This window comes from Cystobacter fuscus DSM 2262 (assembly GCF_000335475.2).
GTDB lineage: Bacteria > Myxococcota > Myxococcia > Myxococcales > Myxococcaceae > Cystobacter > Cystobacter fuscus.
Genome location: NZ_ANAH02000004.1, coordinates 419636 through 445651, shown reverse-complemented (window position 1 = coordinate 445651; position 26016 = coordinate 419636). Strand labels below are relative to the sequence as shown.

Sequence of the window (26016 nt, the reverse complement as noted above, 5' to 3'; positions counted from 1 at the left end):
GCGCCGGGAAGCGGCCCGGCGCGCCCACCGCTCGCGCCGGGCTCAGTCCTGGTGGGTGCCCCAGGACGAGGATGGACCCCAGGCGCCCTGCCCCTCGCGATGGAAGTAGAGGGGCTCGCGCTTGCGCGAGGCACCCACCTCGTCGAGCGTCTTCGCGTCATAGAGCCGTCCGCCCACCATGGTGTAGCGGATGGACGTGCTCTGGCGCAGATCCTCCAGGGGATTGGCATCCAGCACCACCAGGTCCGCGAGCTTGCCGGGCTCCAGTGAGCCGATGTCCTTGTCCAGCCCGAGGTAGCGCGCGCCCGAGAGCGTCGCCGCCCGGAGCACCTGCAGGGGCGTCATGCCGCCCTGGGCGAACATCCACAGCTCCCAGTGCGCGCCCAGGCCCTCGCGCTGGCCGTGCGCGCCGAGCTGCACGCTCACGCCCCGGTCATTGAGCGCCTTGGCCACCTCGGCCGTGTGGACGTGGCCGTAGTCCTCGTCGGGCGCGTCCACCCGCCGCCGGCTGCGCGCGTCCACCATGCGCCGGGGCACGAACGAGAGCAGCCGCTCGTCCTCCCACACCTTCGTCTTCGCGTACCAGTAGTTCTCCCCCATGATGCTGCCGTAGGCCACGATGAGCGTGGGGGTGTAACCCACCTGCGTGCCCGACCAGAGCTGGCGCACGTCCTCGTAGGCCTGGGCCACCGGCAGCGAGTGCTCGATGCCCGTGTGCCCATCCACCACCATGCTCATGTTGTGGTGGAAGAGCGAGCCGCCCTCGGGCACCACCATCATCCCGAGCTCGCGCGCCGCCTGGAGCACCTTCTGCCGCTGATCTCTCCGCGGCTGGTTGTAGCTCTTCACGCTGAAGGCCCCCACCGCCTTCATGCGCCGCAGGTGGCTGCGCGCGTCCTCCAGCGTGTCGATGGGCGCGCGGAACGCTCCCGAGGCGCCGTAGAGGATGGTGCCCGTGGAGAACACGTGCGGCCCCACCATGCCGCCCGAGCGCACCAGCTCGCTCGTGGCGAAGATGGCGCCCGTGTCGTTGGATGGATCGTGGATCGTCGTCACCCCGAAGGCGAGCGAGGACAACAGCTTCCAGTTCTGCTCCGGCAGGATGCCGTCGTCCTCCATGGAGCCGTGCCAGTGCACGTCCACCAGGCCCGGGATGAGCGTCTTGCCCTTCACGTCCACCACGCGGGCGCCCGCGGGCACCGTCACCTGGCTCCGGGGACCCACCGCCACCAGCCGGTTGCCCTTCACCACCACCACGCCGTCCTCGATGACCTCGTCCCCCTTGAGGGTGATGACGCGGCCCCCCACCAGCGCCACCGTGCCCTGGGGCGCGTCCGTCTTCGCCTGGAAGGCGATATTGAGCCCCTTGTCCGCGGGCTCCGGCAGCGTCTGGGGCGCGCCCGCCAGGAAGCGGAAGCTGTCCTTGAGCTCACGCGTGTACAGCTCGGGCCCGAGCGCCCAGTGCAACCGCTTGCCGTCTCCGGACCAGTGCAGCCACTCGCCCGCGTCGCGCGACACGCGGCTCACCGGCAGCGCCTTCGTCTCGGGGCTCGCCACCGCGGCCTTCGGCCCGCGCGGCAGCGGCATGAGGAACGCGTTGAAGTTCTCCCGGAAGGCCACCCACTTCTCGTCCGGCGACACGCGGTACTCCGTCGCCTCGTCGCTCGTCAGGTGCGTGCGCGGCTCGGTGCCATCCAGGCGGATGCTCTTGAGCGCGCGCTCGTCGTCCTTCTCGCGCTGCGACACCTCCAGGAAGAACACCCGCTCCGAGCCCGCCCCGAAGTGCGGCTGCTCGCCGTCCTCCTCCAGCCGGCGCGGCGTCCCCCCGGCCAGCGGCATCACGAACAAGCCCCGCTCCCGGCTGTACAGGCCGCTGCGCAGATAGCCTCCGCCCAGCGCGCGGTAGACGAGCGTCTTGCCATCCGGCGACAGCGCGGGCTCCGCGTAGTGCCCCGGTCCCGAGGACACCACCCGCCCCTCGCCGCCCGTCACCGGCACCACCCGGATGGAGCCGAACTTCTCGTCGTCCCACGTCGTGTAGACGATGCTCCGGCCGTCGCGGGAGAACGACGGGTAGAGCTCCGCGTGCTCCGTCTGCTTCGTGAGCCGCCGAGGCGTGCCATTGGGCAGGTCCCTCACGTACAGGTGGCCCAGCGCCTGGTACACCACCTTGTCGCCCTTGGGCGACACCTGCACCCAGCGCAACATCTTCACCGGGAAGGTGTCGGGCGCCACCTGCTGGGCAAAGCGCAGCGCCTCGTAGACGGTGCGCGTGCCCTTCACGTGGAAGGGAATGGGCGTCACCTTCTTCGTCGCCACGTCGACGCGCCGCAGCCCGCCGCCCGCCCAGAACACCAGCGAGCGGTTGTCCGGCGTCCACGCCATCGCCGGGTAGACGCCGTGAATGGCCCACGTCTCCTGCATGTCCCGGTCGAGCCCGTCGAACAGGGGACGCTCGGCGCCGCTCACCACGTCCGCCACGTACAGCACGCTCTTGCCCCGCACCCGGCGGATGAAGGCCAAGGACTTGCCATCCGGCGACGGCGTGGGCCGGATGGAGCCTCCCGGCCCCGACACGAAGCGCTCCGTCTCGCGCGTGTCCAGGTTCAGCCGCTGGATGACATAGATTTCGCCGCTCGGGTCCTTGTTGTACTCGAACACCGGGCCCGGGGTGATGTCCTGGCTGTAGTAGATGTACTTGCCGTCCGGGGAGAACGCGGGCTCGCCCACGTCCTTCTGCTCATTGGGACGCTCGGTGAGCTGCACGCCCTCTCCCCCCGAGCGGTGGTACATCCAGATTTCCCCCGCGCCCAGCGAGCGCCGCGCCGTGTAGTGCTTGCGCGCGATGAGGAACTGGCCGTCTGGCGACCACGCGGGGCTGTTGAGCAGACGGAAGGACTCCTGCGTCACCCCCGTGGGCTCGCTCCCGTCGCGCTTCATCACGACGAGGTTGTCCCCGCCGCCCCGGTCGCTCGTGAAGGCGATGAACTGCCCGTCCGGGCTGTAGCGCGGCTGCATGTCCCAGGCGGCTCCGCTCGTGAGCGCCCGGGCCTCGCCCCCCGCGATGGGCAGCGCGTAGATGTCTCCCAGCAGGTCGAAGACGAGCTCGTCTCCCTTCGGGCTCACGTCCACGCTCATCCACGTGCCCTCGGTGACGTCGAGCTGCACCGTGTGCTCGGGGAAGCCCGGGGCATTCACGTCCCAGCGGGGCGCGTCGGGCTTGCCCGGAAACGGCAGGGGAAGGGGGACGGGGACGGGGGCGGGGGCGGGGGCGGACGCCGGCGCTTGCGCGCGAACGGACAGAGGCAACGCGCTCGTGAGCAGCAGCGCGAGGCAGGACAGACGGGTTCGAATCACCACGGCTCCTCGGATGGGTCTGGCTCGGATGAAAGGGGGGCGCAGACTAGATCGCGCGCTCAACAACGGCCGCACAACCTCACTCCCGGCCCACCGCGCCCGCCCGGCACTCAGTTGCCCTTCGGGTTGCCATCTCGCTCCCTAACGGGTTTGGCGAGCGGGCCCGTCGACCTCCCATTAAAAGTAGGGTGTGCTGGGGGGCCGTCACTGGGAGTCCATACGCTGGCCACACGCGGTGGACACATCCTGGGTTCTGAATGTGCCGCGCTGTAGAACGTTGCTTCCTCCCAGGAGTTCCGTTTCCCGGGCCTTTATCTTCCATAAACCCGTAAGAATTCAATGTAGCCGTCCTCATGGGGACACCTTCCGTTCCAAGGGAGAGCCGCGTGGAGCGCCTCGAACCGTCACAGCCAGAAGAGCAGGGGGCCCGATCCGGAGCCGAGAGCCCCGAGCGACTGGATGACGTCAAAGGTCATCTCGACAGCGCACTGGACGTGCTGGAACAGGAGCTGGAGCGCGCCCAGCGGGCGATGCGACTGGGGGAGGAAGAGCCCACACGCGTGGTCGGCCCTCCCGAGCCCCTGTCCGCGGTGCGCACCGAGCCCGAGCCGCTCACCCGGGGCACCAGCGTGGGACGCTACCTGGTGCTGGAGCGCCTGGGCGCGGGGGGCATGGGCGAGGTGTACGCGGCGTTCGATCCCCAGCTCAACCGGCGCGTGGCGCTCAAGTTGCTCCTGCCCGGGGGCGAGGAACAGAACCCCGGCCAGGCCCGGCTGCGACTGATGCGCGAGGCGCAGTCCATGGCGCGCCTGTCCCACCCCCACGTACTGCCCGTCTACGACATCGGCGAGCACGGGGATCGCGTCTTCATCGCCCTGGAGCACGTGGAGGGCAGCACCCTGCGGCAGTGGCTCAAGCAAGCCAGACGGCCCTGGCGCGAGGTGCTGCGGGTGCTCGCCCAGGCCGGCGAGGGGCTCGCCGCCGCCCATGCCGCGGGGCTCGTCCACCGCGACTTCAAGCCGGACAACGTGCTGGTGGGCCGCGACGGACGAGTGCTCGTCTATGACTTCGGGCTCGCGTGCGAGCAGGGCACGGGCTCCCCCCGCGCCCCCGTGCCGGTGGACCTCGGCGCGCTGCTGGGCACCGAGCCCCCCGTGCCCGACACGGAGGCCTTCGCCTGTCTGAACACCCGCGAGCCCCTGGAGACGCCGGTGACGCGCGCCGGCCTCATCATGGGCACCCCGGGCTACATGGCCCCCGAGCAGTACCGCCACGAGCCGCTCACCGGCCACGCGGACCAATTCAGCTTCTGCGCCACGCTCCACTACGCCCTGTATGGGGAGCACGCCTTCGAGGGCAGCGGCGCCGCCGCGCTCGCGCGCGCCACGCTGGAGGGCCGCCTGCGTCCCGTGCCCCGGGACTCGGACGTGCCGGGCTGGGTGCGGCAGGTGATTCTGCGGGGGTTGAGCCCGCGGCCCGAGGAGCGCTACGCCTCCATGGAGGAGCTGCTCGAGGTAATCCAGGGCGAGCCGCGCGCGCGGCGCTGGCGCCAGGTGCTCGCCGCCGTGGCCATGCTCTTCCTCGGCGCGGTGGTGGCCGGAGCCGTGGGCCAGTGGCACCAGGAGCAGAGCGTCTGCCAGGACGTCACCAGCCGGATGCACGACGTGTGGGACGCGCCGCGCCAGGAGGCCGTGCGCCAGGCGCTGCTCGCCACCGGCCAGCCCTACGCGGCCGACGCGTGGACCGGCGTGAAGGGCGCGCTGGACACCTATGCCTCGGGCTGGGTGGACCAGCAGCGCCGGGCCTGTGAGGCCACGCGCCTGCGCGGCGAGACGTCCGCGGAGCGCTTCGCCGCGCACACCGCCTGCCTCGAGCGCCGGCGCTCCGAGTTCAAGGCCCTCACCGGGCTGCTCGCCGAGGCGGACAGCGCCGTGGTGGAGCACGCCGTGGAGGCCGTGCGCGGCCTGTCCGAGCTCGGCCCCTGCGAGTCGATGGACGGCGTCCTCGCGCCCTCGCCCCGGGACACGGGCCGGCCCGCCCACCTGGAGGGCAGCCATGCCCAGCTCGCGCGCGCCCGCGCGCTGCGCCTCGCCGGCCAGTACGCCGCCGGGCTCTCCGCGGCCACCACCCTCGCCAGTGAGGCCCGCGTCCAGGAGGACCCGGCCTTGAAGGCCGAGGCCCTGCTGGAGCTGGGACGGCAGCAGCTCTTCGCGGGAGATGCCCACCAGTCCGAGCGCTCCCTGCACGAGGCGGCCTGTACGGCGGAGGAGGTGGGCCTGGACGAGGTGCGCGCCGAGGCCCTGGTGACCCTCACCCGGCTCGTCGCCTACGACACCGCGCGCGCCCAGGATGCGCATGACTTCTACCAGCAGGCGCGCGCCCTGCTCGTGCGCACCCGGCGCCAGGGCCGGCTGCTCGCGGAGCTCGAGAGTGCCCACGGGCTCGTGTACGCCGCCCAGGGGGATCCGCTCGCCGCCGAGTCCTCCCAGCGCAAGGCCCTCGCCGAGCTGGAGAAGGCCTCCGCCCTGGAGAGCCCCGAGGGCGCCATCGTGCTGCGCCGGCTGGGCCTGGCGCTCGCGGCCCAGGGGCGTCACGCGGAGGCGCTCGCGGAGAACCTGCGCGCGCACGCGGCCTTCCTCCAGACGCTCGGCGCGGAGCACCCGCGCGTGGGCACCGCCCTGGTGAGCATCGGTGGCTCCTTGAGCGCCCTGGGCCGCCCCACCGAGGCGCTCACCGCGCTGAGGCAGGGCGTGGACACCGTGGCGCGCACCCTGCCCCCCCACCACCCCTTCCAGGCGACGGCGCTGGACGCGCTGGGCGCGGCCCTGTGGCGCGACGGGCAGGGCGAGGAGGCGCGGCGGGTGCTGCGCCGGGCGGTGGAGGCATCGGAGCGGGCACGGGGGCCCGAGCACCCCGACACCGCCCAGCCCTGCACCACCCTGGGACGGGTGCTCGTGGACCAGGGACGCCCCGCCGAGGCCCTGACGCTCTTCACCCGCGCCCTGCGCCTGCGTGAGCGCGCCCTGGGCCCGCGGCATCCGGAGCTGGCCGCGCCCCTCACCGGCCAGGGCGAGGCGTTGTTGCGGCTCGGCCGCGCCTCCGAGGCCCTCGCGCCCCTCGAGCGCGCTCTCGTGCTGCGCTCCACCCACACCGTGCCCCCCGAGGCCCTCGCCGAGACCCGCTTCGCCCTCGCCCGCGCCCTGTGGGACACCCACCCGGACTCGGCCCGCGCCCGCCTGCTGGCCCGCGAGGCCGAGCTCACCCTGGAGCGCTCGGGCACCGAGGCCCTGCGCGCCCAGGTCCAGGCGTGGCTGGCCGAGCGCTCCTCCGACGGGTAGAGGGAGCGCATGACCCAGGAGCGCAACGGACGCGAGGCGTGGCCCCCGGAGCTCACCGAGCTGTTGCGCAAGGTGGACCGGCTGCGGCGCGGCGGCCGGTACGAGGAAGCGCTCGCGCGCATGCGCGCGCTCACCGAGAGCTACCCGCGGCAGGTGCGCGTCCTCTTGGAGATGGGGATGACGCTCGCCATCTGGGGAGGCCAGCCCGCCGAGGCCCTGCCCTGGTACGAGCGCGCGCTGGCGTTGGCCCCGGGACATGCCTCGGGGCACCTGCACCGCGCGCTCGCCCTGGCGCGGCTTGGCCGCCACGCCGAGGCCGTGGCCGACTTCGACGCGCTGGCGGCCGGGGAGTTCCGCAAGGCGCTGGTGCTGTACATGCGGCGCGCCGAGTCCCTGGAGGTGCTCGGCCGGGACGAGGACGCCGAGCGCGACTGGACGCGAGCCCTCGACGAAGACGCGGGCAACCCGTGGCTCTTGCACCGGCGCGCGCTCGCGCGGGCCCGGCTGGGGCGCACGCGCGAGGCGGTGGAGGACATGACCCGCGCGCTCGCCGCCGCCGAGGGAGAGCCGGTGGACGCCGAGCTCTTGCGCGACCGGGGGGAGTTGCGCGCGCGCCTGGGGGACGTGGAGGGAGCCCGGGCGGACTTCGAGGCGGGACGGGCCGCGCTGCGCGAGGGGGACCCCGCCGAGCTGGTGGAAGCACTGCGCCGCGGGCTCGGGGAGACGGCCTGACGCCGCTCAGGGCGCGGGAGCCCACGCGCCCGGGCTTTCACGTCTCAAGACTCCGCGGCGGAGGGCTCCTCGTCCAGGGCCAGGGAGAACGGGTAGAGCGCGCGATGGTTGACCTCGGGGTGGAACACCGCGAGGTGATTCTCGCCCGCGATGGTGACCAGGGATTGCGCCGGCGGCTTGGCCTGACGCGCGAGCCAGGACTCCGCCTCCTCGCGGTTCTCGAACGTGGCCACCACAGGAGGAAGACCTTCGCGTTTGAGTCGGCCGAGGTGGAATTCGATGATGGCAAGGGGAACCAGGCGGCGGTGGCCCCGGTCTCGGTTGAACATGACGGTGTGGTACTGGTCCGCGATCAGCACGAGGGCCGAGTCGGGTGGCTCGGACTGACTGTTCAACCAGGTGTCTGCCTCCTCGCGATTCTTGAACGCGGCCACCACGGGAGGAGGGGCGCTGGATTCAAGGTACGAGAGGAAGTCCGCGAAGGCATGGCGCTGACCGGTCGAGCTGATGAAGAGCATCGCGTTGAGGGCCACCGCGAGAAGCTCCTGTTGCTCGGGCGATGGAGTGCTGGCGCGAATCCGCGCGAGGAGGTCCATCACGTCCCGGATGGGCGGATGCTTGCTCATGGCGCCACCACCAGCGCCATGGGAGCAAGAACGAGAAGGCCCGCTCCCGCGGAAACGGTGACGAAGAACACTCCCGCGATCAGGACGACGCTCCCCACCAGGATGGCCTTCCGGCTGGGCTTCAGCGCCTCGACCGCATGCTCGGCGGATGTGAATTCCTGGGGCTTGAGTCCTTGGAGTTCGATGCAATCCTGATAGGGCTGCCAACACGTCTCTCGACAGTACTCTGACTTTCCGCCACTGCCGCGAGGTGACCTGACGTGCCCGTATCCCTTGGGCAAGGGTTGGCGCATGCAGTCCTGATAACAGTTTTGTAATTCCTGGTCGCAATCACGTGGTCGGGCCGCGACTGGCATGATGTCTCCAGGTGAGTTGTTGTTGGATGGATGCTTGTATTGCGAAAGGTCGAAACCCTCGGCGGATTGCCAGGAGTGTGTGACCTGCCCATCGGGCAATTCGCTGATGACGAGCACCAGGTTCGTCAGGTCCTCGGTACCCGGAGTGATAGAACGAGTAGAACTACACGAGACAAGCAGCAGACCGAGACTCGCGGCAACCCACCATTCTCGAGTCACGAAGGCCCACTCTTGGTTACGGCTCTTGAACATGGAAGTCACGGGTATCGGGATCCAGCCGGACAAACAAGGACGCGCTCGCGAGCGATGTTGGCAACCGTGCACCGACGGATTCCTGGCCCGCGAGGCCGTACACACTCCCGCGCAGGGTGGGCCGGTTGCGGCGCGGCGGCCGGTACGAGGAAGCGCTCGCGCGCATGACACACCCACCCAGGCCTGGCCGCGGCAGGTGCGCGTGCTGCCCGAGATGGGGATGACGCTCGCCAAAGACATGCGCCGCGGCCTGAAAGAATGACGGTGTCGGAAGGAGACATTTCCGCCTTCCTTACAGGGTCCGGGAAGGCGGCTTGAACGGGGAGAAGATCATATTCAGGTGTTCGCAAGTACGAGAGCCCGTCTGATGCCCGACAGCGGACAAACCCAGAGTGCAGGATCGGACGAAGAGCGGCTTCGACCCATGTGCTGAGGACAGCGGGCGTCCGGCACAGCCCGTGCTTGCTTGGGGTGGGACGTTCGCGGCGCGAGCCGAAGGGGATGGGACGGTGGGTGTGAGGGAATTGAAGGAAGAGGCGTTGGACCTGTATGCCCAGCGGCGGTTCACCGAGTGCGTGCAGACCTATGAGCGGTTGCTGGAGCTCAACCCGAGGGATCCTTCCCTGTATATGGGCCAGGCCGAGGCGTACCGGGGCGCGGGCTCGCGGCGCGAGGCCCTCAACGCGTTCCGGATGGCGGCCGAGCTGCTGTTGGATGAAGGAGACAAGGCCGGGGCACGCGCGGCGCTGAAGGCGGCGTTGGAGTTGAATCCCCGGAACAAGGAGGTGGCGCGAGCGCTGGAGGCGCTGCCGCCCGCGGACGAGGAGGAGACGCGGCCCACCCCGATGACGGCGCCCGAGGCGCTGTTCGAGTACCCCCCGGAGAGGGAGCAGCCGCGCGCGTGGCAGAGGAGTGAACCTCCAAAGGCCGTGCCGCCCCAGCCGGAGCTGAGGCGACTGTCGGACAATGCCCTCGCGGTGCGGGCGGGGCCGGGCATGGCCTGGGTCGTGGTGTCCTCGCAAACGCCCCTGCTCACCTACGAGGTGGAGGACCTCGAGCAGGTGGCGGAGCGGAGCCATCCGCCAGAGGTGATGCTCCAACACTGAGGCTGAACCGCGCGGGGACGTTCCGTCTCCGACATCAGCCGTTCTGCTAGTCCTACGACATACCAACGAGTTGCTCTATGAACTCTCGCATGGTGGGCCGTGAAGAGGGCTTTTTGCTCAGCATCGCGCCGATGAGTTCACGGATGGAGTTGGACACGGAACCAGCGAGCAGATCGAGGCGAGGCGGCTCCAAGAGGTGGAGGTACATCAGGTCCTTCTGCTGTTCAGCTATGAAGGGCAATCTGCCTGCTAGCAGCTGGAAGAAGAGCACGCCCAGCGCATAGACATCCGCCTTGGAGTCGACCGTCTTGGATTGGATCCACTGCTCCGGAGCCATGTAATCCCATGTCCCTAAGAGCGTACCGCCCCCCGTTGAAACGGGTAAGGAGGAGAGGGTCCTCGGCTCCCAACTCAGATGAGACACCGCTTCGCCAGGGGGAACCTTGGCGAGTCCCAGGTCAGCTAGCTTGACCTCCACGCGAGCAAGATCGTCTTGAGGCAGTAGCACGTTGGCCGGCTTCAGGTCACGGTGGACGATGCCTCGGTCGTGCAGTGCGGCCAGTGCATCGGCAAGTTGTCGGATGATGCGAGCTGCGACCGACGGCGCGAGCGGGCCTCCTGTGTGAATGAGCACCTGATGGAGATCAACGGGCAGCCACTCTAGGATCATGAAGGGCGAACCACCAGGCAGGGTGCCATACGCGAAGAGATTCACGATGCGCTCATGCTGCATATACTCGAGGGCACGCGCCTCGTTGAGGAAGCGCGCGACCAGCTCTTCGTGCAAGCACCACTCCGGGGACAGAACCTTCACGGCGACGGAGTTTCCGTCGGGCCCGTGACGAGCCTCGTACACTTCACTCATGGCCCCGATTGCCGTGAGACGGATGATCTCGTGATCTTCAATGCGGAATCCTTGTGAGAGCATTGGCATTTCATGTTTCCGTTTTCTGGATCGCTACGGTGTAGGGGATGTCGGGCGGAGGGATTGAAGACGTTCGATCCATTGGAGCATGTCACGCAATTCATCCACGAAATCCGGGTACAGGGAGATGAACGCGATGAGGTCCACCTTTTCTCCGCTGTCACGCCGCCGGAGATAGTCGAGCAGGGCAACCGCGGAGTCCCTCGATAGAGGAGTCTCGTTGGAGGAACCACTGGTCGGCGATCCAGAGCCCTCCGTCATGCGAGACCGCAGTGTTTTGACGCCACGTTTCAGGAGTCCCGCGACGGACTGCTCGCTTTTCTGCAAATGCCTTGCGACTTCAGCAACCGGGAGTTCCTTCAGATAGCAGAGAGAGATCGCCTCGCGCTGGTCATCGGGCAGTTCATAGAGGTATGTGAGAAGCAGGCGCCACTCTTCTCGGAAGGAAGAAGCCTGACTCGGACTGCGCAAGAGCATGGGCGGCAACAGGGCCTCGGAGTCCTCCAGAGGGACACTCTTGAGCACGTCTCGCTTCATGCGCCGCACATGCCGTACCTGCTGCACCTGTTGATTCCGGAAGGTGCTCTGGAGCCAAGCGAGCAATTCAGCTTCGGTGGTTCCCTTGAAATCGAAGAACGCATCGAACGCGCGCAGCACCGTGTCCTGCACCATGTCCGAGGGACGAGCGCCACTTGGCTGAATCCTGGAGCGGACCGAAGATGCCCACTCATCGAGCTTCTTCCGGCACCTGTCGAAGAGTGCCTCCAGGGCGTCCTTCTCCCCAGCGCGAGCCCGGCGCAACAACTCCTCCACGGACATCACCGACAACGATTCTCGTCCCATGCCCTGGCGCTCCCATTCCCTTTTCAGCGAACCCACGCGGATAATACCCGGGGCGCGGCAGGAGAGGCACTGCGTCACTGAGCGGGAAAGTCCGCGCCAAAGGCCTGCTGGAGTGGAGCGGTGGAGCGAGTCCTCCGAGCATCATCCAACCAGCCACTCAGTTCCTCAAGGCGCTGGTAGAATTCCCGCATTTGTTGGTCGGTCATGCGTGCGAGCACGTCATCTTGTGGCGCTTTGGGGAACTGCAGAGAGAGACGACGACCATAATAGAAGTTTCGTTTGATCATATCCACCAGGGAGGCAGTCGCAGAGAAGTCGTCGTAATCGGCAGCAGAATACCAGCTAGTCTTCGCTAGCTGGAACCAGTAGTAAGCGGCAACAGTGAGGCTGAGCCCCGTGGGAGCCGCCCTTCCCTGGTTGGAGAAGTGCTCGTCCTTCCAGCGCTTCAAATAGCGGATGACGCGGCGGAACTGCTCTGCATCCTCACCAGTAAATTTGTTCTCAATGGCCTTGATGAAGCCCTTCCGGTCGTCGGGTTGCCACTCTTGCTGGGCCGCTGCGGAGTGCTCCTTGCCGATCGCCAAGTAGAGCGCGTTGGAGTACGGTGATTCCTTCACCAGGATGGCGAGATCGACGTGGTAGATGGCTTCACCGGCTTGTTGATAGTACACGGTGATACACGGGCGGCGCCATTCCACGCGCGTGGTGTGGTGAACTACGGCGTCGTAAACCCACTTCTTGACCGTGCTGGGAGCGTACGATCGATGGCTGACATCGAACACGAGTCCGATATCAATGTCATAGTCTCCATTGACGGGTTTGACTCCTGTTCCCATGGCATAGCTGCCTTGGTTAAACCAATCGAAGGAGATCGACAGGTTCTCGCGCAGCCGCTTCAAGACTCGATCTCGCTTCTCGACGAGTTCCGCATTCTCGTCAAAGCGTTTCAATTGGATGGCTTGGTGGAACCGCCGGAATAGTGGCTGAAATGACATGTGTAATTCCTTCAGGGTTTCCAGGAGAAAAGCTCAACGCACCGTTTGTTCGAAGGCCGACCGCAGAACCTCGCGAATCTGCATACCGTCGCGCATCCGTACCCCATCGAGCAGTTCGTCGATGGAGAAGTCGTAGCGCGCCCCGTGCCTGTAGAGCTTGCCCTCGTGATAGAGGGCAAGCTCGGGGATGCCCACACGCGCGGTGTCGAGGGCGAAGAAGACACGCTCATGGCGAGCGAAGACCGTGGGACCAGCCATCTCGATGATGGGACGTTGTGCGAGGAGCGAAAGAACGAAGTCGAGAGTCGTCTCCCGTCCCTGCCCGGCGCCATGCTCCAACAACAGGTACTGCCAGTACCAGATGAGGTACCGGTTGAGACGGCGAATTTGAAACTCCCGGGGAGACTGGCCGTCATCGTCGAACGCCCACATGGTCTCGGTCGCGACCCGGATCAGTTCCAGGAAAAACTCTTGCGGATCGGCGACTTCGCGCGGTGATTGCTGCTCCGTGAGCGCGTACTCATACAGCATCGCCCATACATCCGCGTGGTAATCGATTTCCTCTAGCACCTTGGGGAACCGGCCGATTTCCTTGCTCGACTTGCTGGTGAGCATTTGAGGCCCACGATGGGCCAGTTCATGCAGGACAAGCATACGCAGGGCTCTCGCCCGCCTTACCTCGTCCGGATGTCTCTTCGCGAGCCGTGCCAGCCAGTGGTCATCGATCTGCCAGACACGAAGGGTGTGGACGTAGCGGAAGCTGTCATCGACCGTATGGGTCGCGAGATCTACCTCTGTCTTGAGCAGGGGCGTTTCGTGCAGGGCGGGCATGCCCAGCCAGTGGGAAGCAAACCCTGGGTGCCCTCCTGGTTTCGACAAGAGGCCCGCGAGCCAGTTGGGGGCAGCGCTTCTCTGTTCCATCTGGGCGCGGCCCTTCATTCGCTCGAGCGCGCGAGCCAGGTGCTCGCGATCTTTCGCGGCCTGTACCTTCTCATCCTCCGTGAGGGGCTGAAGCTCAGGTTGGCTCGGCCCATTCGCGAGCACCGCGGGCACGTGATAGGGCTCGTTCTCCGCGTTCCTCGTGTACTGATAGGTCTGCACGGCCGGATGCATCGTCTTGCTGATCTGCGCACCAAGCAGGAGCGCCATCCCCGGTTGCACGGAGGCGAACAGGTGGACGCGCTGGATGCCTGGAAACCTGTCACCGATGGCATCCAGGGTGTCGCGGAACACCTGAGCGACCTCTTGCATCTCCTCCATGCTAGAAAAGGCGTCCTCTGCGGGATGCTCCAACTCGATGTCGATGTCCACCAGCGGTTTGAGAACCACCCGCTGTGTCGCCTGCGGGTCGACGAGGTGCGATGTCGAGACCCGGATGACGGCTTCTCCCGATGAATTGTCCCTGTAGTCCAGTTGGCGGACGGGTTTGAGGCGGGCGGGCGGTCTCGCGGGCTCGGGGCTCCACCCCCAGAGCCTCCGCGCGTGGTGGTGAGGGATGACCTCCACGCCCTGCCAAGTTTCGAGGAGGAAACCGAGGTGGACCGTGAGCGGAATGGGCGAGGACCCGAAGTAGATGATGCGATAGTCGGGGTGTTTGTCCCGGAGCGGAACGAGTTCCCTGCGTACCCGCTCTTCAAGCGCGCGCTGCGCCGCCCCCCAGTCGCGAGTTCTGATGGCTTGACGCGCGAGTTCCACCACGTCCAGGTCGAAGGGCATCCGGGGGAGCGCCTTGTAGGCGTACGGGAGCGCGTCGACCATGTCTTTGGGGGTAATACTGAGTTGCTCGGGTTGGGAGAGTAGGATGAGCCCGCTGAGAGGCGTGTCGTTGGTCTCGTGCATGAAGATCCGCCCAAGAGAAATGGATTCCTGATCTCCATGGACGCCATCTCCGAAAGGATCGGGCGCGACCAGATTTTTTTTATTTTTCTGGGCCCTCGCTCAAGGGGCAATTCAGCGCTTGGAAGCGGACGTCCTCGCTGTCGCTTCCTACAAATGCGCTCACAATCTTACATCTCTCGGTGTGCAACCACCTGGTTCGGTCGTGATTGCCCAGGACGCGAGCTAACGTCTCATCCCCGCTCAATGCGTGGAGCATGGCCAGGGCGTAGCGCTTGTTCTCCTTCTCCCCCTTGAGCAGCGTCCATCCCAGGACCTGCGCCTCGTCGTAGTATCTGCTCGCCGTGCCCCATTGAGTTCGTGCGGTTTCCAGCTCAGCCAACTCCACGAGGACCCGAGCCAGGGTCCACATAAAAAGCCCATCCCCCGGATTGTGATCGATGAGTTCGCGGCCCAGACCCAGTGCTTTGATTAGATAGCCCTCGGCGGCCTTCAAATCTCCCAACCGACGGGCCGTCTCACCGCGCGAGCAGAGCACGTCCGCCAGGAGGGACACATCGTAGTCATCGTCTGGTTTGCCGATGTTCTGTTCGAAGAGCGTGATGGAATGGTCGTACTGAGATGCGGCGGCATCCATCCGGCCGAGTGCGAGTTCCAGATCGGCGAGTTCGGAGTAGCTCGTCGCGAGAGTCCGCCGGTAGTCCCTGAGATCGCTGTTTTTTTCGTTGGCACGAGACGGACGCTCGAACAGACTGATGGCTTCGTCGAAGTAGCCGCGAGCCTCTTCCCACCGGCCTCGTGCCAGCGCGACCTTGCCTCGCTTCGAGTGATTCAATCCGAGTTGGAACATCAAGCCTTCGTCCTCGGGCTGGCGCGCGAGCCCCTTGCGAATCTCTTTCAGCCCGTCGCGGAAGAATGCGTCGGCCCGCGTGAGCGAATCATCCCAATAGGCAAGATCGCCGCGCCGGTGCCGGGTCTTGATGATCGTCTTCCGCACCGACGGCTTCTCGCGCTCCTGCTCCGTTAGCGAAGTCAGGGTCTTGTCGTGCGACAGCTGCGTCGACTGACGTATGGGGAGCGTGTAGAGGATCCTGCTGAGCTGCCAATCCGCACTCGAGAAGAACTGCTCCTTGTCATCAATGACCTGCTGAAGGCGCTCCTCGGCACGCTGCCGCTCCTTCTCCGCTTGTTGCAGGGCGCGAGTGGCCCGCGCCGCGCTAAACGTAATTGCCGCCACTGCGGCCATCGAGGCCAGTGCAAGCGCGCGCTTGAACCAAGTGCGCCGCCGGTCAAGTCGTTGCGCTGCATCGAGGAAGCGCACTGCGCGGTGACTCATCATCCGCGAGGCGGGGCTTCGTTGGCGTGCGCTGCCAATGTGTCCGCGGTAATGCGCGAGCAGTGAGCCCAAGGGAAGCCCGTCCGAGGGACAACCCGCCTGCTCCCAGGCGTGGGCTGCGACCTCCAGATCCGCGTACCGTTCGAGCAACGCTCGCTCACTCTCGATCCAGCCCGCGATGGATGGCACTTTCTGGAGCAGGGTCTCGTGAACCAGATCGATGCGCTGTTGGGCTGGGTCCGGCCCTGCGGATAGCACCACGAGCCGCAAGTTCTGTTGCGCTTTTTCCGAGGAGTTCGTGCGCATTCCGGATAGCCGCATCAGCACCTGCTCCGCCAGCTCATCATCACCTGCCGCCGTGAGGATCTCCCGTCTCGATCGGGGACGGCGAGTATCAGGAACACCACGGCCGACCTGCACGAGTTCGAGCAACAGCCACTTCGCGCGCTCACGCCCCTCGTCACCAAGTCCATCGAGGAGTTGCTCGGCCTGCCGCGCCAGAGCGCCACCCACACCTCCAAGTTGCGCGTAGTGCTCGTGGGTGAGCAGAGGGCCACTGCGCGATGACCAGAGCCCACGGAGTGTATGGCCGAGGAGGGAAAGCTGGCTACCATCGTTCCTAGTGTCGCGGACCATCCGCTCCGGCAGTCCCTCGGAGAGCCGCAACCCGGCCCGTTGAGCCATTCCCTGGATGACCTGGGTGAGTGCCTCTTCATCCATGGTGCGTAGGTGGTAGCGGGCCGCCTTGTTTAGCTGGCACGCGAGGCTGGGGAGTTGCTCCACCCGGTGGATGAAGTCGCTGCGGAGGGTGGTGAGCAGTCGCAGGGGAGACTCTGGTGCGGCGAGCGCGGTGGACACGAGCACATCGAGCTGGTGGCAATCCTCGGCACCAAGAGTGAAGAGCTCTTCCATCTGTTCGAGGATCAGGAGGAAGCAGCACCCCGGAGGAGTGTGGGCCATCACCAATGCTCGGAGTGCATCGGGGCCCGTGCGAAGAACCCGCTCGACGTTCTCTGGAGTCTGGTCAAAGCCGGTGCCCGCGTACGCCGAGACGAGTGCCAATGCGAGGCCGCGCAGGGGCTCGTAGGACGATCGCATGCTGGCGACCCGCCATCTCCGCTCCTCCTGGAGGGGAACCTCCTTCAGTCGGGGCAGGAGACCTGCCTGAACCAGGGAGGATTTGCCCACGCCACTTGGGCCCTCGAGTTGCACCCAGCGCCGTTCGGCCGTACGGGCCTGCTCGAGCAATGCCAGCAATTCATCGAGATCCTCCTTCCGGCCAAAGAACAGCTCGGCCTGCTCTTCCGTGAAGGGCGCGAGTCCGGGGACAGGGCACTCATCCCGCTCCATTTCCCAGGCACGGCCGAGCATGTCCCGGCACCGGAGCATCGTCGGACGCTGTGCGGGGTCCTTGGCGAGCATGGAGGCAACGAAGGCAGACAGCACACCGGGGAGCATCGGCGCGAAATCCTGGAGGGATGGCGGCACCACGTACCTATGCATCGAGATGACCTCGATGGTCTCATTAGAGACGAACGGCGGCCTTCCCGCGAGGAGTTCAAAGAGGAGCACACCCAACGCATAGACATCCGCGCGGCCATCGACCTCCGCCGCGTTCCGGCATTGCTCAGGGGCCATGTACGTGGCAGTGCCGATGAAGATGGGTGCCACGGTCTGAACTTGTGTATCGAAACATGCTCCGTTCGTTGCTGGTGGCACCTTGGCAATACCAAAGTCCAGCAGCTTGGTGCGATAGCCGAAAGCGAGGCTCTCGTCCCGGCAGAGGAAGACGTTCTCGGGTTTCAAGTCCCGATGGACGATTCCCCTCGCGTGGACGTCGACCATCGCGTCCGCGATCTGCCTGCAGAAGGCCAACGATGCATCGAGTGGCGCGGGGCCCGGCCGGTGCCTCATCCACTCGCGCAGCGAGAAGCCCTCAAGAAGTTCCATCGCGAGGTAGACAGTACCGTCATCGAGTTGGTCGCAGCTGAACAAGCGCACGACACCAGGATGCTGGAGCTGAGCGAGCGCCCGTGCCTCTTGGAGGAACCGGGCAACGAGCTGCCGATCCTTGGACGCTTCGGGTGAAAGGAGCTTGAGCGCGACCTTCTGATCCATACGATGGTGGAGCGCGCTGAAGACCTGCCCCATACCGCCACTACCAATCAGCTCCATCAGCCGATAGGGACCAAGAGAGTCGCTGGGAAGCTCCATGCCCCCTTGATCTACTCCGTAGCCGAGCCTAGAGGAAGACCTCCCGGCCTACGCTCGACCCACTGGTTTCCTGAAACACACCATGGGGCCATCACCCGGTTGCGGAGACTCAGGTGTCTTCATCGAAGACACAGGCCTGGCGCCCGCTGGCGCGGAGTCGCGCGCACTTCTCGCCCGGCCCACAGGTGTCCCGCGCGTCTGGCTCACAGGCGCGCACGCAACGCGACAGGTGACAGAAGAAGCCTTCCGGGCAGGACGAGCCATCGCTCGTGCAGGGAAGCTCGCACCGCATCCAGACCGCTCCCACCCCTTTCGGCACAATATGCGTCTCGCACACCTGCGACTCGGGACAGGTGGACTGCTGGCAGTTCGTGCCATGGACCACCGAGCAGACCGAACTCCCCTGACGGAAACGGATGCAGGCCTGACCCGGAGGGCAGCCGCGCGCTTCGCAGGTGGGAAGACAGGAGGGGCCCTGGGGGCCACCTTCCGGTGGACAGAAAAAGCCCTCGGGGCAACTCCCTGGATCCTCGGGTTCGCATGGCCGGCCACACCAATCGTCGCAGAGCAATCCCGCCGCGCAGGCGCTCGCGTATTTTCTCGACAGGGGCTTGCAGCGCTCTCCCTCCCGCCGTTCTCCCTCCAAGACGCACCGATTCAGAACCTCACCGCCCCAGGTCTCCACGCTCCTGCAAACGAACCCCGTCTGACATTGGGAATCAGTCTCGCACTCGCTGTCCGTGCAGTAGAAGCCATGAACGTGCGTGTCGAGAAAGCAGGCCAGGGGCGAATCACAGTCGGCGCTCCGCCGGCAAGGCTGTCGCCAGGTCGGGCGCTGGCTGCGCTGCTCCCACGAAAGCATCGGAACCACGGCCCTTGCCTGCACCGCTGCGCGCTTCGTGAGGGATCCAAGCCAATGAATGGAGATGACCGCCATGATGGGCGCTGGTAGCAGCAATGCCACCATGATCGCGGCTGGAATCCGCCACCTCACCCTTCCTCCCCTTCACTGATCGCCTCGAGCTCTTCTCTGCATTGCCGCTCACAGTCCACGAATTTTTCCGGGAGACACACGATCCGAAGAGTTGCTGGCTCGCAGTCAGTGCGCCTCATCGGTCTGAAGGACTCGTGCATGTCCTTGAGTATGGACTGATCGATCGCGCCTCCCTTTCGAAAGGTGTGCGGACAGGCGGCACTGACGAAGAGGACCCACAGCAAGACGAGAATGTGACCACGGTGCATTGCTCCCCCCGGAGTGACAGGCTCAGCCTAGCACCCCCAGGGAGAACAATCCCGCTCCGCCAGTAAAACAGCGAGGGCCCTGCTTCAGCGCGCCCGCGACTGGAGCAGCAGCACCACCGCGCGCTGGCCGCCCTCGCCGGGCTCGTGCACGAGCCGCAATTCCTCACCCGATCGCGTGTACACGCCCGCCTCGTCCCCGCGCTTCCACCCGGCCTTGGCGAGCGCCCCGTCGTAGAACGCCTGCACCTGCTCGCCCGTGAGCGACACGTGGAAGGTCAGCGTGCGCGAGCCCTCGCCGTTGATGCGCAACACCCCCTGCGCCCCCGGAGGCAACGGCGCGAAGTCCGTCTCCGTGCCGGGCGCGCGCGCCAGCGCATGGTTGGCCTCGCCCAGGTACAGCGTGGTGGTGCCGTCCGGTTGGGGTTGGAGGATGACCGTGTACGTGATGCGGCGGCGGGGATCGACCGCGGTGAGCATGGTCGCGTTGCTCGCGAGCTGCGGCTGCGCCTTGCCGGACGGCACGTAGAGCCCCCCGTCCCGGAAGGCATCCGCGAAACGCTGCACCAGCTCGCGCGCGGACTCCTTCACGTGCACCGCGCGCAGCGCCACCGGCACGCCGCCCGCCTCCACGATCTCATTGGACTCCACCTGCTCCAGCACCTGGAGCTTCGGCCACGCGAAGCGCGCGGGCTGCGGCGTCCCCCCGTCTCCCGCCAGGGCCGGCAGCGACAGCGCCACGAGCAGCGCCCACGCACGCCCCACTGTTCGCACGGCCCGGCTCAATGCGGCACGCCTCCGAGCCAGCGGTTGTCCCGGTGGACCGTGTAGTTCAGGCCTCCATTCGGAACGCGGAAGGGCGTCACCTCCCAGCGCGTCTGGTTTCCCGCGTGCGAGGCGCCAATGTCCTGCTCGTAATTGTCCTCCTCGCCCCGGAAGCTCATGAAGAACTGATCCTCGTCGATGCCCGCGCCGGCCCGGGTCGCGGACGCGAGCGCGCTGCCCGCGCTCCCGCCACCGCCATTGCGCTCGTAAACGCGCTGCACCCAGTCGTGGTAGTCGAGGTTCTGGCAGTTCCGCCCGTTGTCGATGTTGAGCGCGCACGAGCGCCCCTCGTCCACCCCGGCCAGGCCCCAGTCATCCAGCAGCAGCGAGAAGCTCCCGCCGCAGGTGCCATCCGAGGCCCGCCCCGCGGCGCACACCGTGAAGAGCGCGCTGGCGCGACGATGGGACACCTTGAAGAACCCCGGCTCCAGGAAGCGGCCGATGCGCGCGCCCCGCAGCGCGGAGGACGCCGTGCACGACATGCCCGGCGATTGGATGTTCATCGCCTGCCCCAGCGCGACCGAGCCCCCGTTCGCGTCCAAGGGCCGGATGCCCGCGATGAGCGGATCCCCTCCGGGCAGCCTCGGCTCACACACCACCCGAGGGGACCTGGCGCGCGCGATGGCCAGTTGAACCGTCATCGCGCCGCCCCCCTCACTCGAGCGTCCGTCGAAGTCGCGATAGCGCCGGTTGGCCTCCGCTTCCGCCTGCGCCACCGCGCCCCGCCGCTGGAACGCCCCCTCCCGGGGATCGTGATGCACGTGGGCCGTGGCCTCCCAGAGCGCGAAGTTGGCCGCCTCCTGCACCTTGAGCGTCAACGCGCCCACCTCGGCGAAGTAGATGCCAAACACGAGGATGGTGACGAACACCATCGTCCCCAGCGCCGTTTCCACCAGCGCCTGTCCCCGTCGAGCCGCCGCGCGCTTCGCCATGGCCGTCAATACCTCGCGCCCTCGGGGCTGCCGCCCCGGAAACCCACTTCGTCCAGCCGACGCAGCGCGCCCGCGTGCTCGGTGAAACCCGCCTGCCGCAGACTGTTGGCGGGCTTGTCGTCGACGGCGCCCTCGGGGCTCACCAGCGTGGCGCGCCAGAAGGGATTGAGGAAGTTGGGAGGCTCCCGCCAACCGCCGCCCTCCGCCGCAGACCGGGGCCGGTGGTAGTAGGCGAGCCCCGCGGACAGGGCCACCTGGTTGCGCTGCACGTCCCCGCGGCCAGCGGCGCTGATGCGCCCCTCGGGGCTGGCGTTGTCGAACTCGACGGTGTCGCCCGCGAAGCGGAAGCGGAAGAACAGGTTCCAGGGATCCGGCCGCTTGCGGCGCGCGGGGCTCGCGTAGTCGCGCGACAGCACCGTGTAGAGCTTGGGCTGGCCGAAGTCGTTGCGTGCCGCGTTGCCCTGGAGCAGCCCCACGTTGAAGCCCACCGCGTACGGCCAGATACCGGGGCAGACGATGCAGGCGCCCAGCGTGTGCCGCTCGTCCACGGTGGTGTCGCCCTCCGAGCCCTGGCCGGGCGGGGGCTTGGCGCCGTACACGTGCTGGTCCTGCTTCGACTGCTTCTCGTCGGACATCACCCACGTGTCCGTCGCCTCGATGTCCGGCACGGTGGAGCCATCCGGGCAGATGATGGGCACCGCCCGTCCATGGTCATGCGCCCACGAGTTGCGCCCGGAGATGGTGCTGTAGGTGGACGAGTCCATCTGGGACGCGGAGCCGTAGCGCTTGAAGGAGGGGTTCTGCGCGGCGCCACCGGTACCGAAGCCCGCGCTGCCCGACTCGCGGTTGTGCACCCACGTCCAGCCCAGGCTGCCCATGGTGGCGTTCAGGTTGACGCGGCCCTGGTTGCCACCGGTCGGCAGCACCGCGCCACTGGTGGCCGGCACCGTGCCGTCGCGCACCTGATCCATCAGGTCGTCGTACTCCAGCGAGCCGTTGCCCCCGTTCACTTCCGCCAGGGACTTGCGGTCGCCCTCGGGGAGGGCGCGCAGCTCCGGGTTGACCTCCCGGGCCATGCGCGCGGCGAGCTGCTGCCCCACCAGGTGGTTGCCGAGCAGCTTGCCGTACAGCGCCAGCTGCGCCCGGTACATGGCGCCCGCGCGTCCCTGGAGCTGCTGCACCTGGGTGGCCGCGGCCTCGTCGAGGCTGGACCATTCCGCCGTGGGAATCGGGCAGGGGCCGTGCATCATCGCCGCGTACTGCTGGCTGCCATAGCTGATGAGGGATTGGGTGCCGGCCATCGCCACCATGTGAGCGATCTGCGCGCGGTTCATCACCGCGATGGCGTTGAACGTGCGCGCCACCGACACCGCCTGGCTGTAGGCCGCCGCGTCCGCCGCCATCTGGATTTCCACGCGCTCCTTGGCGCGCATGCCAAAGCCCAGCGTCATGAGCACCATCAGCGTGAGCAGGAGCAGCGTGAGCGCGAACAGGACCATCGCCTGTCCCCGATTGCGTCTCAGAAGGAGTGCAGGCTGCATGCGGCACCTCCCTGGAAGTTGCTGGCCTTCACCGGCGTCATCATCCGCATGGCCGCGTGCACCTGGATGGGGAACAGGTAGTGGCCCTGTGCGCTCCACTCCACCATGCGATCGCCCAGGTCACCGCCGGGCCAGCCACCCGACGGCAGCGTCACGCCACCGTCGTCCCACCCCCCCGCGTGCCTCTGCGCGGGCATCAGCGGATTGGCGGCCGTGTAGCGCTTGAGTTTGAAGTGGGCGAGGAACATGCGGTTCAGCACCCAGTCCGCGAACGGAATGCGCATGTAGTACCAGGCCACCATGCGGATCTCGAGCGTGCGCCGCCGCAGCTCCGCCGCCGAGTCCGTGGGCGCGTCGAACATCAAATCCTCGCCCCCGGACAGCCCGCGCACCCAGCCCACGGCGGGCGACTCGCGGACGATCTCCACCACGGGTCCCGCGGAGAACAGCTTCCCGGACGAGCCGCGCACGCGCAGGTAGTTCTCCCGACGCTCCCGGAAGGCATCCGCCAGTTGCGCGCCCGACGTGGTGGCCGCCACCGTGGGCAGCATCGTCACCACGGCCGCGTGCGTCATCGCCTTGCAGTTGGCGTGATTGAGGCTGCCCGCGCGCACCGCCCGGTACACCGCCACCTCGGCCAGGATGCGCGCCTGCAACAGCATGAACAGCTGCAACGTGCCCAGGATGAGGAACACCACCAAGGGCAGGCACAAGGCCGCCTCCACCGCGGCCTGACCGGACTCGTGACGCCGTCGCTGAATGGGGGAAGAAGCCATGGGGGAAAGGCTTCCTCTTAGATTCTTGGGGAATTGGATATCGGTCAAATGGTCGCCGCCCCGCCTGCCTGCGTTCCCGCCAGGCCTGACCATTCACGAACGAACGCTCGGGACTCGTACTCTCAGTGAACTGGGGGAGCAGCCGAGCCCCACGCGTACGGGGACGCACTGGCTGTCCGGCGGAGCCATGCCCACGCTTGGCGCGGAGTGCTCCCCGTACCACTTCGAAAGGAAGGGCTCATGTCATTGGATGTTTCCGTGAGAAGCGTGACGCTCCGAATCGAGGACACGGAGCTCAAGAAGGCCCTGGGCCATCCGGAGCCCACCAGGTCCGGACTGGTGGTGTTCGATCCCTCGGCGCCCGAGGCCGAGGAGACGGACCCCGTCTGCGAGGAGCCCAACGTGGAGCCCGTGGCCCACCCGTGAGCCCGCGCGCCGCCGCGCCTCGTCACTCGCTCGTGCTGGAGCGACAGTACGTCTTCACCACCGCGAGCAGCCGGTCCACGTCGATGGGCTTGGGCACGTAGGCACACGCCCCCTCGGGCGGCTTGTGGCTCGCCGACGTCACCACCACCGGAATGTCCGCGAGGTGTCCGTCCGCCCGCATCCCCTTCATGAACGCATAGCCGTCCATGACGGGCATCATCACGTCCAGCAGGATGAGACAGGGCCGCTTCATGTGCTGCAACTGCTCCAGGGCCTCCTGCCCGTTGGGGGAAGTGACCATCTGGTAGCCTTCCAGCTCCAGCAGCTCGGACACCGTGTCGCGAATGTCCGGATCATCCTCGACCAGCAGGATGCTGGAAGTCGGTGCGCTCATGCAGTACGGCCCTTCATGTCGGATCTTTGCCTCCATGACGCAAGATGGAGGCCCGAAGGTGGGTCGGCAAGGGCTCGGGGGCCCTTTCACCGCCCGATAGAGCAGGAAGACTGCTCAGAGCGTCGCCGTGTCCTCGTGCTCGTGCGCGGCGGTGTCGGGCAGCGTGGAGAGGAAATCATCCACCTGGGAGGCGCCGCGCTGGGAGGCGTCATCCACCCGCACCATGCCCTCGCAGTGCTCGCTCTGCCGCTTGCTGTGGCAGTGACGCACCCCGTAGACATGATGGCAACCACACGGGTCCACGCGCTTCTTCGCGCACAGCGAAGGATTGAACACCGGCGCCGCCTTCACTTCGACCGGACCCGCCTGCACCGCCATCGCCACCACCAACGCTCCGAACAGCCCCATCTCCCTACCCCCTTGATGCTCCACGCCACCACTCGGGAAATAAGTGGGAATTCTCCCGCGCCGGTGCAACTGGGGCTGGCGTACGGTGCCATGTGGTGCACGCAGGCATGGGACAGGCGCACGGCTGGCCGCTCGCTTTCGTCAGGACCCCTGGACGCTCGCGTCGCTGCCGGGTGTTGAAGATCTCCCAGGGAGGGAGAACGCCATGAGTTGGACGCAACAGTTGGAGAAGGTCGCGCCGGGGCACTTCGTGCTCCCGAAGACGAAGACGATGCGAGTGGAGGCCCACCTCTTCCTCTCGGACAAGCTCTTGTGGGGCGAGGGCCCCGAGTCGCCCGGACTCGAGGAGGCCGTCTTCAACCAGGTGGTCAACGCCGCCTCCTTCCCGGGCGTCACCCGCGTGGCGGTGACGCCGGACTGCCACGTGGGCTACGGCGTGCCCATCGGCACGGTGGTGGAGACCGAGGGCGTGCTCTTGCCCACCGCGGCCGGCTACGACATCGGCTGCGGCATGGTGCAGTTGCAGACCACCCTCACCGCCGAGGACGTGGCCGACCCCGCCAAGCGCCGCCAGTGGATCGACGAGGTCACCCGGCGCATCGCGGTGGGCGTGGGCGCGTCGCGGGTGCAGAAGCAGCGCCGCATCGACGCGCGCACCTTCGCCGAGGTCGTGCGGCACGGAGCCCAGGCGCTCGGCCGTCACGCGTCCGCCACCGAGCGCGACTTCCTCCCGGTGGAGGACGATCGGGTGGACATCCCCACGCGGGCCTACGACAAGCGCGATCAGCTCGGCAGCCTCGGGGGCGGCAACCACTTCACCGAGATGCAGGTGGATGAGTCCGGGCGGGTGTGGGTGATGCTGCACACGGGCAGCCGCGGCTTCGGCTGGAACATCGCCAAGCACTTCTTCGTGGAGGGCGCGGCGGCGCTGGGGCTCGGCAAGCACAGCGAGGACTTCATCTGGCTCGACGCCAGCAGCCGCCTGGGCAAGGACTACTGGAACCTGCACAACATGGCGGCCAACTTCGCGGTGGCCAACCGGCTGCTCATCGGCGAGGCGGTGTGCGGGGCGCTCGAGGACGTGTTCGGCGGCACCGCGAGCATCTACTACGAGATCTCCCACAACCTCATCCAGAAGGAGTCGGGCCGGTTCGTGGCCCGCAAGGGCGCCACGCGCGCCTTCCCCGGCGGGCACCCCGCCCTCACCGGCACGCCCTGGGCCAAGAGCGGCCACCCCATCCTCATTCCCGGCTCCATGGAGACCGGCAGCGCCATCCTCTTCGCCGAGAAGGGAGCCTCGCAGTCCATCTACTCGGTGAACCACGGCGCGGGGCGGCGGCTGTCGCGCGGCGAGGCGCGGCGGGTATTGGATCAGGACGAGACGGACCTGCGCATGATGGAGGCCGACATCCTCCTCAACACGCGCACCACGCCGCTGGACGAGTCGGGCCCTTGCTACAAGAACCTCGACGACGTGCTGAACACGGTGGAGATGGCGGGTCTGGCCACGGTGGCCCGGCGCCTCAAGCCGGTGGCCTGCATCAAGGGCGCGGACTGAC

General features: G+C 67.1%; 20 protein-coding genes. 5 read left to right on the top strand and 15 right to left on the bottom strand.

What is annotated here, in order from left to right; all coding sequences use genetic code 11:
* Positions 1-42: 42 nt before the first annotated feature.
* On the bottom strand, positions 43-3357 hold the full coding sequence (locus D187_RS06495; RefSeq protein WP_002631053.1) for an amidohydrolase family protein: 3315 nt from the start codon (positions 3355-3357) through the stop codon (positions 43-45).
* Between the two features lie 386 nt (positions 3358-3743).
* On the opposite strand from D187_RS06495, the gene D187_RS06490 reads away from it, so the two are divergent.
* Positions 3744-6695, top strand: a complete 2952-nt coding sequence (locus tag D187_RS06490; protein WP_002631051.1) for a serine/threonine-protein kinase — start codon at positions 3744-3746, stop codon at positions 6693-6695.
* A gap of 9 nt (positions 6696-6704) precedes the next feature.
* Positions 6705-7427 (top strand): tetratricopeptide repeat protein, encoded by a 723-nt coding sequence (locus D187_RS06485; RefSeq protein ID WP_002631050.1) that lies wholly within the window; start codon positions 6705-6707, stop codon positions 7425-7427.
* Between the two features lie 44 nt (positions 7428-7471).
* Here the strand turns inward: D187_RS06485 and D187_RS06480 are convergent, their stop codons facing one another.
* Together D187_RS06480 and D187_RS06475 are read right to left on the bottom strand one after the other, a co-directional pair.
* Entirely contained in the window at positions 7472-8053 is a 582-nt protein-coding gene (locus D187_RS06480; protein WP_002631049.1) for a hypothetical protein, read from the bottom strand.
* Entirely contained in the window at positions 8050-8661 is a 612-nt protein-coding gene (locus D187_RS06475) for a hypothetical protein (RefSeq protein ID WP_051256250.1), read from the bottom strand. The genes D187_RS06480 and D187_RS06475 overlap by 4 nt, the downstream gene beginning before the upstream one ends.
* A gap of 515 nt (positions 8662-9176) precedes the next feature.
* Between D187_RS06475 and D187_RS06470 the strand changes: the two genes are divergently transcribed.
* Positions 9177-9767, top strand: a complete 591-nt coding sequence (locus D187_RS06470) for a tetratricopeptide repeat protein (protein WP_020917821.1) — start codon at positions 9177-9179, stop codon at positions 9765-9767.
* A gap of 52 nt (positions 9768-9819) precedes the next feature.
* On the opposite strand, the gene D187_RS06465 is transcribed toward D187_RS06470, so the two are convergent.
* The 10 genes from D187_RS06465 to D187_RS06420 form a co-directional block, all read right to left on the bottom strand.
* Positions 9820-10701: a serine/threonine-protein kinase gene (locus tag D187_RS06465; protein WP_081713586.1), complete on the bottom strand. Its 882-nt coding sequence runs from the start codon at positions 10699-10701 to the stop codon at positions 9820-9822.
* 24 nt (positions 10702-10725) lie between these two features.
* Entirely contained in the window at positions 10726-11571 is an 846-nt protein-coding gene (locus D187_RS49515) for a sigma-70 family RNA polymerase sigma factor (protein WP_155893198.1), read from the bottom strand.
* A 38-nt stretch (positions 11572-11609) separates the two neighbouring features.
* Positions 11610-12530, bottom strand: coding sequence for a nucleotidyltransferase domain-containing protein (locus tag D187_RS06455; RefSeq protein ID WP_002631043.1), 921 nt, complete (start codon positions 12528-12530; stop codon positions 11610-11612).
* Between the two features lie 33 nt (positions 12531-12563).
* Complete coding sequence (locus tag D187_RS06450) at positions 12564-14369, bottom strand: SAVED domain-containing protein (RefSeq protein WP_002631042.1); 1806 nt, start codon at positions 14367-14369, stop codon at positions 12564-12566.
* Between the two features lie 79 nt (positions 14370-14448).
* Positions 14449-17916, bottom strand: a complete 3468-nt coding sequence (locus D187_RS06445) for an nSTAND1 domain-containing NTPase (RefSeq protein WP_002631041.1) — start codon at positions 17914-17916, stop codon at positions 14449-14451.
* Between the two features lie 109 nt (positions 17917-18025).
* On the bottom strand, positions 18026-18208 hold the full coding sequence (locus tag D187_RS54785) for a hypothetical protein (RefSeq protein ID WP_155893197.1): 183 nt from the start codon (positions 18206-18208) through the stop codon (positions 18026-18028).
* Positions 18209-19242: 1034 nt separating this feature from the next.
* On the bottom strand, positions 19243-19929 hold the full coding sequence (locus D187_RS06435; RefSeq protein WP_002631040.1) for a hypothetical protein: 687 nt from the start codon (positions 19927-19929) through the stop codon (positions 19243-19245).
* A gap of 8 nt (positions 19930-19937) precedes the next feature.
* Positions 19938-20912 carry a hypothetical protein gene (locus D187_RS06430; RefSeq protein WP_002631039.1) on the bottom strand — a complete coding sequence of 325 codons (975 nt, stop codon included), beginning with the start codon at positions 20910-20912 and terminating at the stop codon, positions 19938-19940.
* 5 nt (positions 20913-20917) lie between these two features.
* Positions 20918-22453 carry a pilus assembly protein gene (locus D187_RS06425; protein WP_043428555.1) on the bottom strand — a complete coding sequence of 512 codons (1536 nt, stop codon included), beginning with the start codon at positions 22451-22453 and terminating at the stop codon, positions 20918-20920.
* Complete coding sequence (locus D187_RS06420) at positions 22432-23229, bottom strand: TadE/TadG family type IV pilus assembly protein (RefSeq protein WP_002631037.1); 798 nt, start codon at positions 23227-23229, stop codon at positions 22432-22434. Before D187_RS06420 ends, D187_RS06425 begins: the two co-directional genes overlap by 22 nt.
* Positions 23230-23496: 267 nt before the next feature.
* On the opposite strand from D187_RS06420, the gene D187_RS54780 reads away from it, so the two are divergent.
* Positions 23497-23655 carry a hypothetical protein gene (locus tag D187_RS54780; RefSeq protein WP_155893196.1) on the top strand — a complete coding sequence of 53 codons (159 nt, stop codon included), beginning with the start codon at positions 23497-23499 and terminating at the stop codon, positions 23653-23655.
* Positions 23656-23677: 22 nt separating this feature from the next.
* Here D187_RS54780 and D187_RS06415 read toward each other — a convergent pair whose 3' ends face one another.
* Together D187_RS06415 and D187_RS57495 are read right to left on the bottom strand one after the other, a co-directional pair.
* Complete coding sequence (locus D187_RS06415) at positions 23678-24049, bottom strand: response regulator (protein WP_002631035.1); 372 nt, start codon at positions 24047-24049, stop codon at positions 23678-23680.
* A gap of 114 nt (positions 24050-24163) precedes the next feature.
* The gene (locus tag D187_RS57495) at positions 24164-24457 is read right to left on the bottom strand and encodes a hypothetical protein (RefSeq protein WP_002631034.1); all 294 of its coding nucleotides are present in this window, start codon (positions 24455-24457) and stop codon (positions 24164-24166) included.
* A 205-nt stretch (positions 24458-24662) separates the two neighbouring features.
* Between D187_RS57495 and D187_RS06405 the strand changes: the two genes are divergently transcribed.
* The gene (locus D187_RS06405) at positions 24663-26015 is read left to right on the top strand and encodes an RtcB family protein (protein ID WP_002631032.1); all 1353 of its coding nucleotides are present in this window, start codon (positions 24663-24665) and stop codon (positions 26013-26015) included.
* Position 26016 lies beyond the last annotated feature (1 nt).

Coding starts and splice junctions, on each gene's coding strand:
- D187_RS06485 (WP_002631050.1), top strand. CDS start 6,705: ATGACCCAGGAGCGCAACGGACGCGAGGCGTGGCCCCCGGAGCTCACC.
- D187_RS06480 (WP_002631049.1), bottom strand. CDS start 8,053: ATGAGCAAGCATCCGCCCATCCGGGACGTGATGGACCTCCTCGCGCGG.
- D187_RS06475 (WP_051256250.1), bottom strand. CDS start 8,661: ATGTTCAAGAGCCGTAACCAAGAGTGGGCCTTCGTGACTCGAGAATGG.
- D187_RS06465 (WP_081713586.1), bottom strand. CDS start 10,701: ATGCCAATGCTCTCACAAGGATTCCGCATTGAAGATCACGAGATCATC.
- D187_RS06455 (WP_002631043.1), bottom strand. CDS start 12,530: ATGTCATTTCAGCCACTATTCCGGCGGTTCCACCAAGCCATCCAATTG.
- D187_RS06450 (WP_002631042.1), bottom strand. CDS start 14,369: ATGCACGAGACCAACGACACGCCTCTCAGCGGGCTCATCCTACTCTCC.
- D187_RS06445 (WP_002631041.1), bottom strand. CDS start 17,916: ATGGAGCTTCCCAGCGACTCTCTTGGTCCCTATCGGCTGATGGAGCTG.
- D187_RS54785 (WP_155893197.1), bottom strand. CDS start 18,208: ATGCGGTGCGAGCTTCCCTGCACGAGCGATGGCTCGTCCTGCCCGGAA.
- D187_RS06430 (WP_002631039.1), bottom strand. CDS start 20,912: ATGGCGAAGCGCGCGGCGGCTCGACGGGGACAGGCGCTGGTGGAAACG.
- D187_RS06425 (WP_043428555.1), bottom strand. CDS start 22,453: ATGCAGCCTGCACTCCTTCTGAGACGCAATCGGGGACAGGCGATGGTC.
- D187_RS06420 (WP_002631037.1), bottom strand. CDS start 23,229: ATGGCTTCTTCCCCCATTCAGCGACGGCGTCACGAGTCCGGTCAGGCC.
- D187_RS06415 (WP_002631035.1), bottom strand. CDS start 24,049: ATGAGCGCACCGACTTCCAGCATCCTGCTGGTCGAGGATGATCCGGAC.
- D187_RS57495 (WP_002631034.1), bottom strand. CDS start 24,457: ATGGGGCTGTTCGGAGCGTTGGTGGTGGCGATGGCGGTGCAGGCGGGT.
- D187_RS06405 (WP_002631032.1), top strand. CDS start 24,663: ATGAGTTGGACGCAACAGTTGGAGAAGGTCGCGCCGGGGCACTTCGTG.